This is a genomic window from Micromonospora sp. CMU55-4, from assembly GCF_011602315.1.
Taxonomy (GTDB): domain Bacteria; phylum Actinomycetota; class Actinomycetes; order Mycobacteriales; family Micromonosporaceae; genus Micromonospora; species Micromonospora chalcea.
In genome coordinates this window covers 411,496-429,432 of record NZ_JAAOLH010000001.1, presented here as the reverse complement: position 1 = coordinate 429,432, position 17,937 = coordinate 411,496, and the positions used below count along the sequence as shown (strand labels likewise).

The following is a 17,937-nucleotide window of genomic DNA, read 5'->3' as shown; positions in this document are numbered from 1 at the left end:
TGCGGACGTCCCACCGGACCGGCGGGTTCGGACAGCGTCGGACGGGTACCAGCACGGCATGACTGATCCGGTTGAGCTGTCCGAACTGCACGCCGGAGGCGCCGATCCCGACGACGTCATCCCGGACGAGCCGCACGCGGACCTGGACGGCACCGACGAGAACTCACCGGCGGAGTTCGGCCTGCCGATAGATGGCACCGCCCCGGCCGAGGAGGACCCCACCCAGCGGTGAGTGAAACGTCATGGGTGTCAAACGGGTCCCGAGACACCCATGACGTTCCACCCGATGGCCGAGGAGGCCGCGGGCGCTAGTTGGGCAGTGCGGCGAGGCCGGCCAGCAGTTCCCAGCGCTCGGCCTCGGTGAGCGCCGCGTACGCCGGCTCGTCGCGGCGGTCGGTGTCCGCCTCGATCGCCGCGCGTTCCGGGCCGTCCGGCAGCGCGCGGATCTCGTCGGCGGTCAGCCCGGCGGCCCGCCACGCGGCCCGGTGCGCGTCCGCGCGGTGGTGCCGCAGCGAGCCCAGCCGGGTCACGAGCAGCAGCGCCGGGGAGGCCCCTTCCGGCTCGTACGGCGGGGACATCGCCCGGAACACCGACCCGCCGGTGGCCTGCGCGTGCGTCAGCACCCGGCCGACCAGGTCGGCGAGCCGGGGCACGACGCCCAGGCCGGGCAGCACGCCGGGCAGCATGGCCCACAGTTCCTCGGCGGCCTCGCCGGTGGCCCGCTGGGCGAACAGCGTCAGTTCCCGGCCCAGGTCGGTGAGGTGCCACGCGCCCTCGTCGTCCCGGACGACGACGCCCTGCGCCAGTTCCTCGTCCATGCTTCCGGAGGTGTAGATCAGGCCGTCGGCCAGCGCCTCGGCGGGCATCGGCCGGGCCAGCACACCGGAGAAGAAGCTGTTCTCCGCGCCGAGTGTGCAGCCCCGCTCGGCGTAGAACGCCTCCATCCGGGCGCGGGCTGCCCACCGGGCACCAACGTAGACCCGGTCGATCGCCGGCCGGACCAGTCGCGCGTAACTCACCGTCGTCTCCACGCCGCCGGACCCTACCGGCGTGCGGGTGTTAAGAAGGGCCCCTTCCTCTACCGGAGGCGTTAAGAAGGGGCCCTTCCTTACATCACTCGGGGACGCGGCGGTAGGCGCCGTCGCTGGCCGAGGTCGCCATCGAGGCGTACGCGCGCAGCGCCGCCGACACCGGACGCTGCCGGTCGACCGGGGTGTACGGGCGGTCCCGCTTCTCCTCGGCCACCCGGCGCGCCTCCAGCTCGTCGGCGGGCACGTTCAGCTCGATCGACCGGCCCGGGATGTCGATGACGATCTCGTCGCCGTCGCGGACCAGCGCGATCAGCCCACCGGAGGCGGCCTCCGGGGAGACGTGCCCGATGGACAGGCCGGAGGTGCCGCCGGAGAACCGGCCGTCGGTGAGCAGCGCGCAGGAGCGGCCCAGCCCCCGGCCCTTGAGGAACGAGGTCGGGTAGAGCATTTCCTGCATGCCGGGGCCGCCCTTCGGGCCCTCGTACCGGATCACCACGACGTCCCCGGCGACGATCTCCTTGGCGAGGATCGCGGTCACCGCGTCGTCCTGCGACTCGTAGACCTTGGCCGGGCCGCGGAACGTCAGGCACTCCTCGGGCACGCCGGCGGTCTTCACCACGCAGCCGGCCGGCGCGAGGTTGCCGTGCAGGATGGCCAGGCCGCCGTCCGCGCTGTACGCGTGCTCCCGGTCCCGGATGCAGCCTCCGGCCGCGTCGGTGTCCAGCGACGACCAGCGGTTGGTGGTGGAGAACGGCTCGGTGGTGCGCACGCCGCCCGGGGCGGCGTGGAACAGTTCGATCGCCTCTCGCGTGGCCGCGCCGCCGCGCACGTCCCAGTCGGCCAGCCACTTGTCGAGGCCGGGGGAGTGCACCGCGCGCACGTCTCGGTGCAGCAGCCCGGCGCGGTCCAGCTCACCGAGGATGGCCGGGATGCCGCCGGCCCGGTGCACGTCCTCCATGTGGTAGTTCGGCGAGTTTGGGGCGACCTTGGCCAGGCACGGCACCCGGCGGGAGATCGCGTCGATGTCGGCGACGCCGAAGTCCAGCTCGGCCTCGCGGGCGGCGGCGAGCAGGTGCAGCACCGTGTTCGTGGAGCCGCCCATGGCCACGTCGAGGGCGATCGCGTTCTCGAACGCCTCCCGGCCGGCGATCGAGCGCGGCAGCACCGAGGCGTCGTCGTTCTCGTACCACTGCTTGGCGATCTCCACGATCGTGCGCCCGGCCTCGACGAACAGCGACCGGCGCGCGGCGTGGGTGGCGAGCGTCGAGCCGTTGCCTGGTAGCGCGAGGCCGATCGCCTCGGTGAGGCAGTTCATCGAGTTGGCGGTGAACATGCCGGAGCAGGACCCGCAGGTCGGGCAGGCGGAGCGCTCGATCTCGCCGAGCTGGTCGTCGGTGACCGCCTCGTTCGAGGAGGCGATCATGGCGTCGATCAGGTCGATCTTGGAGTGCACGACGCCCTCGATCGCCACCGTCTTGCCGGCCTCCATCGGGCCGCCGGAGACGAAGACGGTGGGGATGTTGAGCCGCAGCGCGGCGAGCAGCATGCCCGGGGTGATCTTGTCGCAGTTGGAGATGCAGACCAGGGCGTCCGCGCAGTGCGCGTTGACCATGTACTCGACCGCGTCGGCGATCAGCTCCCGGCTGGGCAGGGAGTAGAGCATGCCGCCGTGGCCCATGGCGATGCCGTCGTCCACGGCGATGGTGTTGAACTCCCGCCCCACGCCGCCGGCCTCGGCCACCGCGTCGGCGACCAGGCCGCCGAGGTCCTTGAGGTGGACGTGACCGGGTACGAACTGGGTGAAACTGTTGGCGATGGCGACGATCGGCTTGCCGAAGTCGTCGTCGGTCATCCCGGTGGCCCGCCACAGGGCCCGGGCGCCGGCCATCGTCCGACCGTGGGTGGAGGTCCTCGACCGCAGCTCAGGCATGACAACCAGTCTGACACCATCCCGGCGGCGCGCCCCCGCCGCGCACCCTGTGTCCCAACAGTTGCACACCCGGTGCCCCACGGGGGGCGCTCATCCGGCACAGTTGACGCGTGCAGTCGTCCCCGGGGATGGTCACCGTCGCGGCGCTGAGCGGGATCGCCGCGGCCGCCGCCACGGTGCTGCTCGCCGCGTCCGCGCGGCGTCGCACCGGCCCTCGGCGGCAGGCCCACCTGCTGCTGGCCGTCGCCGCCGGGGCGGCCCTGCTCAGCCTGCTGGTCGGTCTCGGCGGTCTGCTCGCGGCCGGGGACCACTGGGCGCACCGGCAGGGCCAGCGGACCGGCTGGGCGGCAGTGGTCGCGGTGGGCACCACGCTCGCCGGGCTCGGCCTCGGCGCCGCCGTGCTCCGGCTGCCCGGCGCCGCCGCGACCCGCGCCGCCACCGCCCGGCTGCTGCTGGACGGCCTGATCATGGGCAGCGCGCTCTGGTTCGTCGGCTGGGTGGCGTTCAGCGAGCCGACCCGGCTGCTCGGTGACGCCACCCCGGTCGCCTGCCTGCCGATCGTGCTGGCCTCGATCATCGCGGCGCTGACCACCGGGCTGACCGTGATCCTGGTGCTGCGGGTCGCGCCGCCACGCGGGTGGCTGACCCTGCTCGGCGTCGGCGCGATAGCGGTCACCGCGGGCGGTCTGGGCGTCTCGGCCGGGCTCTGCCAGGCCGGTCCCGGCCTGGCGCTGACCGGCGCCGCGCTGACCGCCGCCGGCCTGCTCGCCACCGCCGTGGCCGGACGCCGGGCCGACCTGACGCAGCTCGACGTCGATCTCATCCGCCGCGACGGCGAGTACGCCTTCGTGCCGATGTTCGCCATCGCCGCCTCCGCGATGTACCACCTGGTGCAGGGTGGCGGGTTCGACGGGTACGCCATCGTGGCCGGCACGGTCGAGGGCTTCGCCCTGGTCACCCGGCAGTACCTGGCGCTCAACGACGTACGCGGCTACGCGGGCCGGCTGGCCGAGCGGGAGGCGCACTTCCGTGAGCTGGCGCACACCGACCCGCTCACCGGGCTGGCGAACCGGCGCGGGCTGCTGCGGGCCCTGCACCGCTGCGCCGAGTCGGGCGTGCCCTGCGTCCTGCTCGGGCTCGACCTGGACGGGTTCAAGAACGTCAACGACATGCGGGGCCACGACGTCGGCGACGCGGTGCTGATCGAGGTGGGGCGGCGGCTGCGGGGCAACCTGCGGCCGGGTGACCTGGCGGCCCGGCTCGGCGGCGACGAGTTCGCGGTGCTGATGCACGGGTCGGCCGATCCCGGCCCGGTGGCCGACCGGCTGCTCGGGGTGCTCGGCCGCCCGTACGAGCAGGGGGACGGTCCGGTCTTCCTGTCGGTGAGCATCGGCGTGGCGGCCGGGCACGGCGACGCGGACGTGGAGCTGCTGCTGCGCAACGCCGACCTGGCGCTGCGCTACGCCAAGCAGCGGGGCAAGAACCGGATCGAGCGCTACGACGCCACGTACGACCAGTTGCTGAGCCGGCGTACCCGGCTGGAGCACGAGCTGCGCGGCGCGATCGAGCGCGACGAGCTGCGGCTGGTCTTCCAGCCGGTGGCCTCGCTGCCGTCGGTGCGTCCGGTCGGCGCCGAGGCGCTGCTGCGCTGGCGGCACCCGGAGCTGGGCAACGTCCGGCCGGACGAGTTCATCCCGCTCGCCGAGGAGTGCGGGATGATCGCCAAGCTCGGCGCGTGGGTGCTGCACCAGGCCTGCTACCAGCTCTCCCGCTGGCTCGCCGACGGGCACGACGTGTGGGTGTCGGTGAACGTCTCACCGCGCGAGCTGCACGCGCCGGAGTACGTGGTCCAGGTCGCCGAGGCGCTGCGCGCGCACCACGTGCCGCCGCAGCGGCTGGTGCTGGAGGTGACCGAGCACGCGGTCGCCACCGACCTGGACGAGCTGATCCGGCGGCTCACCGCGCTGCGGCTGACCGGCGTCCGGATCGCGCTGGACGACTTCGGCGCCGGCTACTCGTCGCTCGGCCAGCTCCGGCGGCTGCCGATCGACATTCTCAAGATCGACCACAGTCTGGTCGCCGAGCACGAGCCGGTCCGGCCGGTCGGGCGGGACGGTCCGGCGTTTGCGCCGATGGTCGACATCGTCATGCGCCTGGGGCATCAGCTCGGCCTGGAGGTGATCGCCGAGGGCGTGACCAATCCGACCGAGCTTGCCGCGGTGGTGGCCGCCGGCTGCCGGTTCGGTCAGGGGGCGCTGTTCGGCTGGGGCGTGCCGGCCGAGCACCTGGAGGCGATGCTGGAGGCGGCGACCGCGCCCGGGAACCGGCACACCGCGATGCCGCAGACACCACCGGCCCCGCCGGCGCACAGCCCGTCTCCGTTGCTGCCCCGGCTGCGCAACAACCCGCCCGCCACGGTGCCCGCCCAGCGTCCTCCGATGGAGGGATCTTCGCAGGTGACACCGGGGGTGGAGGGCATGCCGGGTGCCGAAACGCCCACGTCCGTGAACCAAAATGTGGGATCAGTTGACTCATCGCGTGAGATGCGTCAGGCTTAGCCGCATGTCGTCGAACCGGTCGCCGCGAGTACTTACCTGAGCGCACTCTCCCACCGAGAGTGCGCTGGCCCCGTGCATCCTGCACGTGGGCTTTTTTGTTGCCGTCGGACCCATCGCGGGACCTCCGCGTCCCATCCTGAGAAGCGCGTCACCCACTCACTTCCGAAGGCTTGAACCGCCATGACGAGACCCACGCCCGAGACCCTCGCCCACTCCGCCCGCCGTGCCCGTTCCGGCACCGGCGCGGCCGGTGACTCCGACTCCGCCGCCCGCCCCGGCCGTGCCGCCCCGGCGGCCGCCACCACCGAGACGCCCGTACGGGAGCCCGCCACCGCGCAGGTCTCGGGCGCCGGTTCGCTCGTGCGGTCGCTGGAGGCGCTCGGCGTCGACGTGGTCTTCGGCATTCCGGGCGGTGCGATCCTGCCCGCGTACGACCCGCTCTACGACTCCACGGTCCGCCACATCCTGGTCCGGCACGAGCAGGGCGCCGGGCACGCGGCCACCGGTTACGCGCAGGCCACCGGCCGGGTGGGCGTCTGCATCGCCACCTCCGGCCCGGGCGCGACGAACCTGGTGACGCCGATCGCCGACGCCTACATGGACTCGGTGCCGATGGTGGCGATCACCGGCCAGGTGGCCCGGCCGTCGATCGGCACGGACGCCTTCCAGGAGGCGGACATCCAGGGCATCACGCTGCCGATCACCAAGCACAACTTCCTGGTGCAGACGGCCGACGAGATCCCGCGGGTGCTGGCCGAGGCGTTCCACCTGGCCGCGACCGGCCGGCCCGGCCCGGTGCTGGTCGACATCCCGAAGGACGTGCTCCAGGCGCCGGCGACCTTCTCCTGGCCGCCCGCGCTCGACCTGCCCGGCTACCGACCCACGCTGCACCCGCACGGCAAGCAGATCCGCGAGGCGGCCCGGCTGATGACCAATGCCCGCCGTCCGGTGCTCTACGTCGGCGGCGGCGTGCTCAAGGCCGGCGCCACCGAGGGGCTGCGCAAGCTGGCCGAGCAGACCGGCATCCCGGTGGTCACCACGCTGATGGCGCTCGGCGCGTTCCCCGACTCGCACCGCCAGCACCTGGGCATGCCGGGCATGCACGGCACCGTGGCCGCGGTCTACGGCCTGCAGAAGGCCGACCTGATCGTGGCGCTGGGCGCCCGCTTCGACGACCGGGTGACCGGCAAGCTCGACTCGTTCGCGCCGGATGCGACTGTGGTCCACGCCGACATCGACCCGGCCGAGATCGGCAAGAACCGGCACGCCGACGTCCCGATCGTGGGCGACGCGCGGCACGTCATCGACGAGCTGATCGCGGCGGTCACCGCCGAGCAGGCCGCGCACCCGTCGGTGGACCTGACCGACTGGTGGGCGCAGCTCGACGACCTGCGCGAGCGGTACCCGCTCGGTTTCGAGGAGCCGGCCGACGGCACGCTCTCCCCGCAGTACGTGATCAAGCGGCTGGGCGAGATCGCCGGCCCGGACGCGATCTACGTGGCGGGCGTCGGCCAGCACCAGATGTGGGCCAGCCAGTTCATCTCGTACGAGAAGCCGCACACCTGGCTCAACTCCGGTGGCCTGGGCACCATGGGCTACGCCGTTCCGGCCGCGATGGGGGCCAAGGTCGGCAAGCCGGACACCACCGTGTGGGCAGTCGACGGCGACGGCTGCTTCCAGATGACCAACCAGGAGCTGGCCACCTGCGCGCTGGAGGGCATCCCGGTCAAGGTCGCCGTGATCAACAACGGCAACCTGGGCATGGTGCGGCAGTGGCAGACCCTGTTCTACGGGGAGCGCTACTCCAACACCGAGCTGGGCACGCACAAGCACCGCATCCCGGACTTCGTCAAGCTCGCCGAGGCGCTCGGCTGCGTCGGGCTGCGCTGCGAGAACGCCGCCGACGTGGACAAGACCATCGAGGCGGCCATGGCGATCAACGACGCGCCGGTGGTCATCGACTTCGTGGTCGGCAAGGACGCGATGGTCTGGCCGATGGTCGCCGCCGGCACCAGCAACGACGAGATCATGTTCGCGCGGGGCGTGCGCCCTGCTTTCGACGAGGACGAACTCTAAATGACGATGCACACGCTCTCCGTGCTGGTGGAGAACAAGCCGGGCGTCCTGGCCCGGGTCTCCGGGCTGTTCTCCCGGCGCGGGTTCAACATCGACAGCCTCGCCGTCGGCGAGACCGAGAACCCGGACGTCTCCCGCATCACCATCGTGGTCAACGCCGAGTCCTCGCCGCTGGAGCAGGTGACCAAGCAGCTCAACAAGCTGGTCAACGTACTCAAGATCGTGGAGCTGGACCCGCAGGTGTCGGTGGCGCGGGAGCTGCTGCTGGTCAAGGTCCGCGCGGACCGCACGGCCCGCGCCCAGGTGCTGGAGACGGTCGGCCTGTTCCGTGCCCGGGTGGTCGACGTCGCGCCGGACACGCTGACGATCGAGGCCACCGGCACGCCGGACAAGCTCGACGCGCTGCTGCGTGACCTGGAGCCGTTCGGCATCAAGGAGATGGTCCAGTCCGGCACGGTGGCCATCGGGCGGGGTTCCCGGGCCATCACCGCCGGCCCGGCCCTGCGCGCCGCCTGATCCGTACCCACAAGTTTTTTCGACGGGCCGACGGGCTCCGCCGTACGAAAGGGAAGTCAATGAGCGTTGAGGTGTTCTACGACGACGACGCCGACCTGGGCCTGATCCAGGGCCGCAAGGTCGCCGTGATCGGGTACGGCAGCCAGGGCCACGCGCACGCGCTGTCGCTGCGCGACTCGGGCGTCGACGTGGTGATCGGCCTGCCCGCCGGGTCGAAGAGCCGGCCGAAGGCCGAGGAGCAGGGCCTGCGGGTGCTCACGCCCGCCGAGGCGGCCGCCGAGGCCGACGTGATCATGATCCTGGCGCCGGACACGGCCCAGCGGCACATCTACGCCGAGGCCATCGCGCCGAACCTGACCGCGGGCAAGGCGCTGTTCTTCGGGCACGGCTTCAACATCCGGTACGGCCTGATCAAGCCCCCGGCCGACGTGGACGTGGCGATGGTCGCCCCGAAGGGCCCCGGTCACCTGGTCCGCCGCCAGTACGTCGACGGCAAGGGCGTGCCCTGCCTGGTCGCCGTCGAGCAGGACGCCAGCGGCAACGCGTTCGGCCTCGCCCTGGCGTACGCCAAGGCGATCGGCGGCACCCGCGCCGGCGCGATCCGGACCACGTTCACCGAGGAGACCGAGACCGACCTGTTCGGCGAGCAGGCGGTGCTCTGCGGCGGCGCGGCGGCGCTGGTGCAGACCGGTTTCGAGGTGCTCACCGAGGCCGGCTACGCGCCCGAGGTGGCCTACTTCGAGTGCCTGCACGAGCTGAAGCTGATCGTCGACCTGATGTACGAGGGCGGCATCGCCCGGATGCGCTACAGCATCTCCGACACCGCCGAGTACGGCGACCTGTCCCGTGGCCCGCGCGTGATCGACTCGCGGGTCAAGGAGGAGATGCGCAAGATCCTCGGCGAGATCCAGTCCGGCGAGTTCGCCCGCGAGTGGGTGGCCGAGGACGAGGCCGGCCGGCCGAACTTCGCCAAGTGGCAGGCCGAGGGCGCGGCGCACCCGATCGAGGAGACCGGGCAGAAGCTGCGCGGCATGATGAGCTGGGTCGACCGGCCGATCACCGAGACCGCCTGAGTTCTTCCCTCGTGCGGCCCGTGGCCCGACGCTCTCCCCGGCGTCCGGCCGCGGGCCGCCGTGCGTTCACGTGTTGAGACACGGTGAGTAGCGCCTCGTCCCGTACCGCACCCGTTAACGGGGGATGACGGGCGTGCGACGGGCCTTTGTGAGGGCCCTCACCCCGCACTCCGGGACACGCCGGGCGGGCAGCCACCTACCATCCTTGGTGTGGTGCCCCGGCGCACCCGACGGCCATGGCACGGATCGGCGTAGGGCGCAGCGCGGCGCCCCGGCGTCCCAGGCCGCACCATTACCGAGCGTCTACGAGGACCGATGAATCCTGTCGTACTGATCGCCGAAGAACTCGCCCCCGCCGCCATCGAGGTGCTCGCCCACGACTTCGACGTGCGGCACGTGGACGGCACCGATCGCCCGGCCCTGCTCTCCGCCCTCTCCGAGGCCGACGCGGTGATCGTACGCAGCGCCACCCAGATCGACGCCGAGGCGATCGCGGCCGCGCCGCGGCTCAAGGTGGTCGCCCGGGCCGGCGTCGGTCTGGACAACGTCGAGGTGCCCGCCGCCACCGCCCGGGGCGTCATGGTGGTGAACGCGCCCACCTCGAACATCGTCTCCGCCGCCGAGCAGGCCGTCGCGCTGCTGCTCGCGGTGGCCCGCAACACCGCCAGCGCCAGCGCCGCGCTCAAGGCCGGCGAGTGGAAGCGGTCCAAGTACACCGGCGTGGAGATCCAGGGCAAGACCGTGGGCGTGGTCGGCCTCGGCCGCATCGGCGTGCTGTTCGCCCAGCGCATCGCCGCGTTCGGCACCCGGCTGATCGCGTACGACCCGTACATCCAGCCGGCCCGCGCCGCGCAGCTCGGCGTCCGCCTGGTCGGGCTGGAGGAGCTGCTGCGGGAGAGCGACTTCATCTCGATCCACCTGCCGAAGACGCCGGAGACGGTGGGCCTGATCGGCGAGAAGGAGCTGGCGATCGTCAAGCCGGGCGTCCGGATCGTCAACGCGGCCCGGGGCGGGCTGGTCGACGAGCAGGCGCTCGCCGACGCGATCGCGGAGGGCCGGGTCGCCGGCGCCGGCGTCGACGTGTACGCCAAGGAGCCCTGCACCTCCTCGCCGCTGTTCGCCTTCGACAACGTGGTGGCCACCCCGCACCTGGGCGCCTCCACGAACGAGGCGCAGGACAAGGCCGGTCTGGCCGTGGCCAAGAGCGTCAAGCTGGCGCTGCAGGGCGAGTTCGTGCCGGACGCGGTGAACGTGCAGGCCGGCGGCGTGGTCGCCGAGGACGTACGCCCGCTGCTGCCGCTGGCCGAGCGGCTGGGCCGGGCGTTCACCGCCCTGGCCGGCGGGGTGGCCGCCAGCGTCACGGTCGAGGTGCGCGGCGAGATCGCCGCCCACGACGTGTCGGTGCTCAAGCTGGCCGCGACCAAGGGCCTGTTCAGCTCCGTGGTGGAGGAGCAGGTCACCTACGTCAACGCGCCGCACCTGGCGGCCGAGCGGGGTGTCGAGGTCACGCTGGCCACGCCGGGCGAGACGGTCGACCACCCGAACCTGGTGACCGTGCGCGGCGCGCTGCCGGACGGCCGTACCGTCCGGGTGTCCGGCACCGTGGTGCACACCGGCGCCCGGGACGTGTTCAAGCTGACCGAGGTGGACGGCTTCGACGTCGAGATCGGCGCGGAGGGCATCCTGGTCTTCCTGCGCTACGCCGACCGGCCCGGCGTGGTCGGCACCGTCGGCACGCTGCTCGGCGAGGCCGGCGTCAACATCGCCGCCATGCAGGTGGCCCGCCGTGAGGCCGGTGGCGAGACGCTGATGACGCTCACCGTCGACCAGGCGCTCGGCGCCGACCTGCTCACCTCCGCCGCCGACTCGATCGGCGCGGTGGCGGCCAGCGCGGCCGACCTGCGCGACGTGTAGTCCGGACAGGACACATCGGGGCCCGGCCGGATGCGGCCGGGCCCTTCGTCGTTCCGGCCGGTCAGGAACGCACGCGGGCCGGTGGCGGGTAGACCGAGCCGTCCTGCGCGTCGAAGAGCATCAGGTCGTGTTCGCCGGCCAGCCGTTCGATGTCCAGCAGGACCTGGTCCGGGCAGGTCGGGTTCAGGTTCATCTCGATGTGGTCGGCGGCCGTGTGCAGCGGCGCCTCCCAGGGCGTACCCGGCCGGGTCGGACCGTCGGGGTAGCTCGCCGTGATCGCCCGGTAGAAGGCGACCAGCCTCGGGTCGGGTTGCTGCTTGCCGTGCCAGCCCTCGCGGCACTGCTGCACCGCCGCCCGCACCTGCTCCGGTGTCGCCCCGTTCGGCAGGGCCCACACGCTCAGATCGAAACTCACGGCGGACAGCGTGCCATCCCGGGCCCGGCCCGTCACCTCTGCCCCACCGTGCGTTCACCGGCTGATTGCCGACACCGATTCCCCGGCGTCCGCTGTGGAGACTCTTGCGTCGAGTTGCGTCGATTCGCTAGCGTACCGTTGCGGTTTCCGGCTGAGTCGATTCCCCGGCCCGTCTTCGGGTGGCGCGGTCGGGCGTCCGCCCCGTCGGCCCGCACCCCTCGATTGCGCGAGCCACGCGCACTCGTCGCTGACCGGCCCCCACGGTCGTTGCCGAGACCGCGGGGGCCGATCGCGGCTCAGCGCCGGTGCTGCGCGAACAGCGGGCGGTAGTCCGAGTCCTGGCGGAACCAGGCCAGTCCGGCCGGTCCGGCGGCGTACAGGGCGGTGGCGTAGGCGTCGGCGACGGCGAGGTCCGGGCCGATCACGGTGGCGGCCGCCAGGCGGTCGGTCGGCTCGCCGGTGTGCGGGTCGATCACGTGCCCCCGCCGCCCGGTGACACCGGAGGTGCCCACCGCGCCGGTCGTCATCTCCAGCACGAGCGGCGTGCGCCGGGTGTCGGTGGGGTGGTGCACGGCCACGCGCCACGGCCCGCCGTGCGCCGCGCGCCCGCGTACCGTCAGGTCGGCGCCGCCGAGCACGGCGTAGTCGTGGATGCCGGCGGCGCGCAACCGCGCCGCGGCCCGCTCCACGGCCCAGCCGCCGAGCAGGCCGCCCGGGTCGAAGCCGCCGGGCACCGCCCAGGCGTCGAACCAGCCGTCGGTCGCCGCCCGCATCGACGCGCAGAGGTCGATCAGGTCGGCCAGCGGGGGGTACGAGTCGGGGCTGATCTCGTCGCGGCGCAGCCGGGAGACGAGGCTGTCCGGCCGGTTCGGTCCGTAGGTGAGGTCGATGGCGCGCAGTTCGGCGACGGCGTCCCGCAGCGCCTCGCCCACCACCCGGTGGCCCAGCCACTCGGGCGCGTTGAGCAGCAGTGTGTAGTCGGCGGTCGAGGTGGCCACCGTGTGCCGGACGGTGATCCGGCCGGACGCGCCGGCGCCGGGCCGCTCGACGCGGTGGCTGCTGGCGCCCAGGTGCAGGTCCGGACGGACCGGGCGGAACTCGGACTGGTCGACCCAGCGGGTACGTGGTTGCTCGTCCGCCCAGTGGGTCCGCCGGTGCTCGATCCGCATGACACCTGCCCCTCGGTGGTCGCCGCCGTGTCGCGGCGGTGGCCGGTTCCGGGCCTGCGTCGACCCGATGAAACCCGACCTTAAGCAGTGGAGATGACCGCGCCATGGGTGTCAGCTGGGAGGATCCTGTGACTCGCGTTCCCGAATGGTGGAAGATTCGTACCGGGGGACGGGACACCGACGTACCGTTGCCGGGAACGTCGAGACGAGGAGCATCAGGTGGCACGCATCGCGGTGGTGGCCGGCGACGGCATCGGACCCGAGGTGGTCGCGCAGGCCCGCAAGGTCCTCGACGCGGTGCTGCCCGGCATCGAGGCCACCGAGTACGACCTGGGCGCGGCGCGCTGGCACCGCACCGGCGAGGCGCTGCCCGACTCCGTCCTCGACGAGCTGGCCGGTCACGACGCGATCCTGCTCGGCGCGGTCGGCGACCCGACCGTGCCGCCGGGCGTGCTGGAGCGCGGCCTGCTGCTCAAGCTCCGGTTCGCCTTCGACCAGTACGTCAACCTGCGCCCGTCCCGGCTCTGGCCCGGCGTCGGCGGCCCGCTCGCCGCGGTCAAGCCCGGCGAGGTCGACCTCGTGGTGGTCCGCGAGGGCACCGAGGGGCTGTACGCGGGCGCCGGAGGCGCGCTGCACCGGGACACCCCGGCCGAGGTGGCCACCGAGGAGAGCCTGAACACCCGGCACGGCGTCGAGCGGGTCATCCGCGACGCCTTCGCCCGCGCCCGCCGTCGCGAACGGCGCAAGGTCACGCTCGTGCACAAGACCAACGTGCTCACCCACGCCGGTTCGCTCTGGTCGCGCGCCTTCGCCGCGGTGGCCGCCGAGCACCCCGACGTCACCACCGAGTACCAGCACATCGACGCCGCCGCGATGTTCCTGGTGACCAACCCGTCCCGGTACGACGTGGTGGTCACCGACAACCTCTTCGGCGACATCCTCACCGACATCGCCGCCGCGGTGACCGGTGGCATCGGGCTGGCGGCCAGCGGCTGCATCAACCCGGAGGGGCGCTACCCGTCGATGTTCGAGCCGGTGCACGGCTCCGCGCCGGACATCGCCGGCAAGGGCGTCGCCGACCCGGTCGCCGCCGTGCTCTCCGCCGCGCTGCTGCTGGACCAGCTCGGCCACGCCGACGCCGCCGCCCGGGTCACCGCCGCGGTCGGCGCCGAGCTGGCCGCGCGTACGCCCGGCGCGCCGCTGCGCACCGAGGAGGTCGGCGACCGGCTCGCCGGGTACGCCGTATCCTGACCGGGCCGATCCTCACCTGGCGGCCCGGTAACGGGCCGCCAGACCCGTCTCCGGGCCCGATTCGGCGGTCCGGTGCGGCGCAGCCGTCCGAGGGGCGGACCTATCCGCTGAACGACCGTTCGGGGTAAGTTTCTGGCACCAGTGACGTCGGCGTGCGATCCCGCATGCCGTGAACCCGCAGGGAGGTCAGCGCGATGAGCGGTGGTGACAAGCTCGATTTCGAGATCCGTCCGAATCCCGCGCCGGTATCCGCCGCCGACCGGGCCGCCCTGCTGGCGAACCCCGGTTTCGGCCGGGTCTTCACCGACCACATGGTCACCATCCGCTACGCCGAGGGCAAGGGCTGGTACGACGCCCGCCTGGAGGCGCGCGCGCCGATCCCGATGGACCCGGCCGCGGCGGTCCTGCACTACGCGCAGGAGATCTTCGAAGGGCTGAAGGCGTACCGCACCGGCGACGCGGTGACGATGTTCCGCCCGGAGGCCAACGCGGCCCGGTTCAGCGCGTCCGCCCGCCGGCTCGCCATGCCGGAGCTGCCGGAGGCGACGTTCGTGGAGTCGCTGCGCCGCCTGGTCGAGATCGACCAGGCGTGGATCCCGGAGCACGAGGACGCCAGCCTCTACCTGCGTCCGTTCATGTTCGCCAGCGAGGTCTTCCTCGGCGTGCGCCCGGCCAACGAATACCTGTACTGCGTCATCGCCTCGCCGGCCGGGGCGTACTTCTCCGGCGGGGTGAAGCCGGTGACGGTCTGGGTCTCGCCGGACTACACCCGGGCCGCGCCCGGCGGCACCGGCGCGGCGAAGTGCGGCGGCAACTACGCCGCGTCGCTCGCGGCGCAGGCCGAGGCGATCGAGGCGGGCTGCGACCAGGTGGTCTTCCTGGACGCGGTCGAGCGGCGCTACGTGGACGAGCTGGGCGGCATGAACGTCTTCTTCGTCTACGACGACGGCAGCATCGTCACTCCGCCGCTGGGCGGCACGATCCTGCCCGGCATCACCCGCGACGCGATCCTCACCCTGGCCGCCGAGGCCGGGCACGAGGTGCGGGAGGCGCCGGTCAGCTTCGCCGACTGGCAGGCCGACGCGGCGAGCGGGCGGCTGCGCGAGGTGTTCGCCTGCGGCACGGCCGCTGTCGTCACCCCGATCGGCGGCGTGCGCTTCCCGGAGGGCGAGTTCCTCATCGGCGGCGGCGAGCCCGGCCAGGTCACCATGGCCCTGCGCCAGAAGCTGGTGGACATCCAGCGCGGTCGCGCCGAGGACCCGCACGGCTGGGTCACCCGGGTCATCTGACCGCCCGACCGCGCGGTGAGCAGCGAGTCCGCTCCCTGCTCACCGCGCGGCGTCAGTCCAGCAGGTGCGTGCGCAGCGACTCCAGCTGCGTCTCGGTGACGCCCGCGTGGGTCAGGTAACCCTCGACCGAGCCGTGGCCGGCGCGCAGCTCGGCCAGGAACAGCTCCATCGTCTCGGCCGGTGACTCCAGGAACGGCGGCGGCGGTTCCTCCGCGTCCGGCAGCGTGGCGCGGACCCACTCGGTGAAACGCTGCGACGCCGCGGTGCTGAGCGCGTAGTCGGCGACCACGTCCTCGTCGGGCACCCCGAGCACGGACAGCGTGAGCGCGCAGACGATGCCGGTGCGGTCCTTCCCGGCGACGCAGTGCACCACCACCGGCGCGTTGGCGCTGTCCGCGATCAGCCCGACCGCCTCGGCGAGCCCGGCGGTCCCGGTACGCGCCAGGTCGGCGTACCGGTCGGCCAGGTAGCGGGCCAGGCTGACGCCGGAGGCGTCGAACCGGTTCGCGCCCCAGTCGGCGTGCTCGGGGTGGATGTGCCGGTAGGCGAGCCCGTCGTAGGCGGGCACCCGCCCGTCGCGTTCCACCTCGGTGGGGCGGCGCAGGTCGATCACGGTACGGATGCCGAGCGCGGTGAACGCCGCCCGGTCGGTCTCGTCGATGCGGTGCAGCGAGTCGGAACGGTAGAGCCGGCCGCGGCGCACGGTGCGCCCGTCCTGAGCGGCGTATCCGCCGACGTCGCGGAAGTTGAACAGGGTGGGGAAGGGGCTCTGCGGGGCGTCCACATCCGACACGGTACGGCCGGCGGGGCGTCCCCACGTCCCCGCCGGCCGTCGCCGCGGTGTCAGATGCGCGGCGGCATGTCCGGCGGCAGCGCCGAGTGGCTCTCGCCGTAGTAGCCGCCGAGCCGGTCCCGGTAGCCCGGGTCGGCGTGGCTGGACTCGTCGTACTCCGGGGCGGCCTTGATCTGGTCCTTCTCCCGGTCGACGTGCACGGTGCGGGCGTCGTGGTCGACGTGGTTCACGGTCCCGGCCGGGAGCATCACCTTCTTGCCGAAGATCCACGGCCCGGTGTCCACGACCAGGTAGCTGTCGTCCACCTCGTGGCTCGCCCGGTCGATCTTGCCGATGGCGCCGTCGGTGGCCTCGACCTTGTAGCCGGTCAGGTCGGCGCTCGCCACGCCCGCCTCGTCGCGGTAGCGCCACGGGTCGAAGGCGCCCGCCGGGGCGCCCCCGGCGACGGTGCCCCGGCCGTCGTCGAGGATCGGCTCGGTGCCGCCGTGCGTGGCGCGCGGGTCCAGTCCGTCCATGTGCCGCCTCCCGTCCCCAGGGCCGCGGCCGTCGCGGCGCCGTCATCAGTCGGGAGGGTTACCCACCCTGTCCGGGCACCAACCCGCCGGCGGCCGGCCCGCCGACGCCGAGGGGCCGGCGCCACGGTGGTGACGCCGGCCCCTCGGGAGGTCGGCCCGCGCGGCGCCGGTCGGGCGCGTCCGGGCCGGTGGATCAGGCCAGCGCGGCCTCCGCGTCCAGGGTCACCGCGGCGGCGTGTACGACGGCGGCGATCCGCAGCCCCTCGTGCACCTGCTCCCGGCTGAACCCGGCGGCGCGCAGCGTCTTCTCGTGCGACTCCAGGCAGACGCCGCAGCCGGTGATCGCCGAGACGGCGAGGCACCACAGCTCGAAGTCGGTCTTCTCCACGCCGGGGCGGGCGATGATCTGCATCCGCAGCCGGGCCGGCAGCGACGCGTACTGCTCGTCGCCGATCAGGTGCTTGGCCCGGTAGTAGACGTTGTTCATCGCCATGACCGCAGCCGCGCCCTTGGCCGCCGAGACCGCCTCGGGCGTGAGGTGACCGGCCGCCTCGGCGGCGATCTCCCGCAGCACCACCGGGTTGCGAGCGGCGACCGCGCAGGCCAGGGCGGTGCCCCACGCCTGCTCCGGCTTCAGCGTCGAGGTGGTGATGGTGGAGCCGAGGTTGAGCCGGATGTCCTTGGCGTACTCGGGCAGGCCCGCCTTGATCGCGTCCAGGCCCATGGTCAGGCCCCGGCGGCGGCGAGGAGCGCGTTGGCGTCGAGCGTCGCCGCGCCCTTGTTCCAGTTGCACGGGCACAGCTCGTCGGTCTGGAGCGCGTCGAGCACCCGCAGCACCTCGGAGACGTTGCGGCCGACCGAGCCGGCGGTCACCATGACGAACTGGATCTCGTTGTTCGGGTCCACGATGAAGGTGGCCCGCTGGGCGACACCGTCGGCGCCGAGCACGCCGCAGGCGGAGGTCAGCTCACGCTTGATGTCGCTGAGCATCGGGAAGGGCAGCTCGCGCAGGTCCGGGTGGTCCTTGCGCCAGGCGTAGTGGACGAACTCGTTGTCGACGGAGACGCCGAGCACCTGGGCGTCGCGGTCGGCGAACTCGCCGTTGAGGCGGCCGAACTCGGCGATCTCGGTGGGGCAGACGAAGGTGAAGTCCTTCGGCCAGAAGAACACGACGCGCCACTGGCCCTCGTGGGACTTGTGGTTGATCGTCTCGAACGCCTTGTCGGCGTCGAGCGATACGCAGGCGGTGAGTTCGTACTCGGGGAAGTGGTCACCGACAGTGAGCACGGGTCCTCCTTGAGCGTGACCCGGCAGCACCGCCGGGCCAGTAACTGGATCTGTTCAAGATTCTTCCGCAGCCCTGTTTGCGCTCGTGGCGGGCGGTGGCCGGGTGTGAAGGCGGTCACC

At 72.9% G+C, this 17,937-nt stretch carries 16 protein-coding genes; 8 read left to right on the top strand and 8 right to left on the bottom strand.

What is annotated here, in order from left to right; genetic code table 11:
* Window positions 1-58 precede the first annotated feature (58 nt).
* Entirely contained in the window at window positions 59-232 is a 174-nt protein-coding gene (locus tag HA073_RS01970) for a hypothetical protein (protein WP_166455563.1), read from the top strand.
* 76 nt (window positions 233-308) lie between these two features.
* Here HA073_RS01970 and HA073_RS01965 read toward each other — a convergent pair whose 3' ends face one another.
* Window positions 309-1,019 (bottom strand): hypothetical protein, encoded by a 711-nt coding sequence (locus HA073_RS01965; protein ID WP_166455654.1) that lies wholly within the window; start codon window positions 1,017-1,019, stop codon window positions 309-311.
* Window positions 1,020-1,113: 94 nt separating this feature from the next.
* Window positions 1,114-2,961, bottom strand: coding sequence for a dihydroxy-acid dehydratase (gene ilvD, locus HA073_RS01960; RefSeq protein ID WP_083296934.1), 1,848 nt, complete (start codon window positions 2,959-2,961; stop codon window positions 1,114-1,116).
* Between the two features lie 110 nt (window positions 2,962-3,071).
* On the opposite strand from ilvD, the gene HA073_RS01955 reads away from it, so the two are divergent.
* The 5 genes from HA073_RS01955 to serA all read left to right on the top strand — a co-directional run bounded on the left by HA073_RS01955 (window position 3,072) and on the right by serA (window position 11,098).
* A complete protein-coding gene (locus HA073_RS01955) occupies window positions 3,072-5,519 on the top strand; it encodes a bifunctional diguanylate cyclase/phosphodiesterase (protein WP_166455562.1) in 2,448 nt (815 codons plus the stop codon).
* A gap of 180 nt (window positions 5,520-5,699) precedes the next feature.
* Complete coding sequence (locus tag HA073_RS01950) at window positions 5,700-7,595, top strand: acetolactate synthase large subunit (RefSeq protein ID WP_166455561.1); 1,896 nt, start codon at window positions 5,700-5,702, stop codon at window positions 7,593-7,595.
* Window positions 7,596-8,111 (top strand): acetolactate synthase small subunit, encoded by a 516-nt coding sequence (gene ilvN, locus HA073_RS01945; RefSeq protein WP_018786257.1) that lies wholly within the window; start codon window positions 7,596-7,598, stop codon window positions 8,109-8,111.
* 59 nt (window positions 8,112-8,170) lie between these two features.
* Window positions 8,171-9,184 (top strand): ketol-acid reductoisomerase, encoded by a 1,014-nt coding sequence (gene ilvC / locus HA073_RS01940; RefSeq protein WP_043325996.1) that lies wholly within the window; start codon window positions 8,171-8,173, stop codon window positions 9,182-9,184.
* A gap of 315 nt (window positions 9,185-9,499) precedes the next feature.
* Window positions 9,500-11,098: a phosphoglycerate dehydrogenase gene (serA, locus tag HA073_RS01935; RefSeq protein WP_043325995.1), complete on the top strand. Its 1,599-nt coding sequence runs from the start codon at window positions 9,500-9,502 to the stop codon at window positions 11,096-11,098.
* 61 nt (window positions 11,099-11,159) lie between these two features.
* On the opposite strand, the gene HA073_RS01930 is transcribed toward serA, so the two are convergent.
* Window positions 11,160-11,513 (bottom strand): hypothetical protein, encoded by a 354-nt coding sequence (locus HA073_RS01930; protein WP_030500876.1) that lies wholly within the window; start codon window positions 11,511-11,513, stop codon window positions 11,160-11,162.
* Window positions 11,514-11,809: 296 nt separating this feature from the next.
* Window positions 11,810-12,682, bottom strand: coding sequence for an FAD:protein FMN transferase (locus HA073_RS01925; protein WP_166455560.1), 873 nt, complete (start codon window positions 12,680-12,682; stop codon window positions 11,810-11,812).
* Between the two features lie 219 nt (window positions 12,683-12,901).
* Here HA073_RS01925 and HA073_RS01920 point away from each other — a divergent pair, with 219 nt between their 5' ends.
* Together HA073_RS01920 and HA073_RS01915 are read left to right on the top strand one after the other, a co-directional pair.
* Window positions 12,902-13,933, top strand: a complete 1,032-nt coding sequence (locus tag HA073_RS01920) for a 3-isopropylmalate dehydrogenase (protein WP_030500874.1) — start codon at window positions 12,902-12,904, stop codon at window positions 13,931-13,933.
* Window positions 13,934-14,127: 194 nt separating this feature from the next.
* Window positions 14,128-15,222 carry a branched-chain amino acid aminotransferase gene (locus tag HA073_RS01915; RefSeq protein ID WP_043325988.1) on the top strand — a complete coding sequence of 365 codons (1,095 nt, stop codon included), beginning with the start codon at window positions 14,128-14,130 and terminating at the stop codon, window positions 15,220-15,222.
* 52 nt (window positions 15,223-15,274) lie between these two features.
* Here the strand turns inward: HA073_RS01915 and HA073_RS01910 are convergent, their stop codons facing one another.
* The 4 genes from HA073_RS01910 to HA073_RS01895 form a co-directional block, all read right to left on the bottom strand.
* Window positions 15,275-16,015, bottom strand: a complete 741-nt coding sequence (locus HA073_RS01910; RefSeq protein WP_069087634.1) for a tyrosine-protein phosphatase — start codon at window positions 16,013-16,015, stop codon at window positions 15,275-15,277.
* A gap of 50 nt (window positions 16,016-16,065) precedes the next feature.
* On the bottom strand, window positions 16,066-16,530 hold the full coding sequence (locus HA073_RS01905; RefSeq protein ID WP_166455559.1) for a PRC-barrel domain containing protein: 465 nt from the start codon (window positions 16,528-16,530) through the stop codon (window positions 16,066-16,068).
* Between the two features lie 193 nt (window positions 16,531-16,723).
* Window positions 16,724-17,254, bottom strand: a complete 531-nt coding sequence (locus HA073_RS01900; RefSeq protein ID WP_064447001.1) for a carboxymuconolactone decarboxylase family protein — start codon at window positions 17,252-17,254, stop codon at window positions 16,724-16,726.
* A 2-nt stretch (window positions 17,255-17,256) separates the two neighbouring features.
* On the bottom strand, window positions 17,257-17,817 hold the full coding sequence (locus HA073_RS01895; RefSeq protein ID WP_043325987.1) for a peroxiredoxin: 561 nt from the start codon (window positions 17,815-17,817) through the stop codon (window positions 17,257-17,259).
* Window positions 17,818-17,937 lie beyond the last annotated feature (120 nt).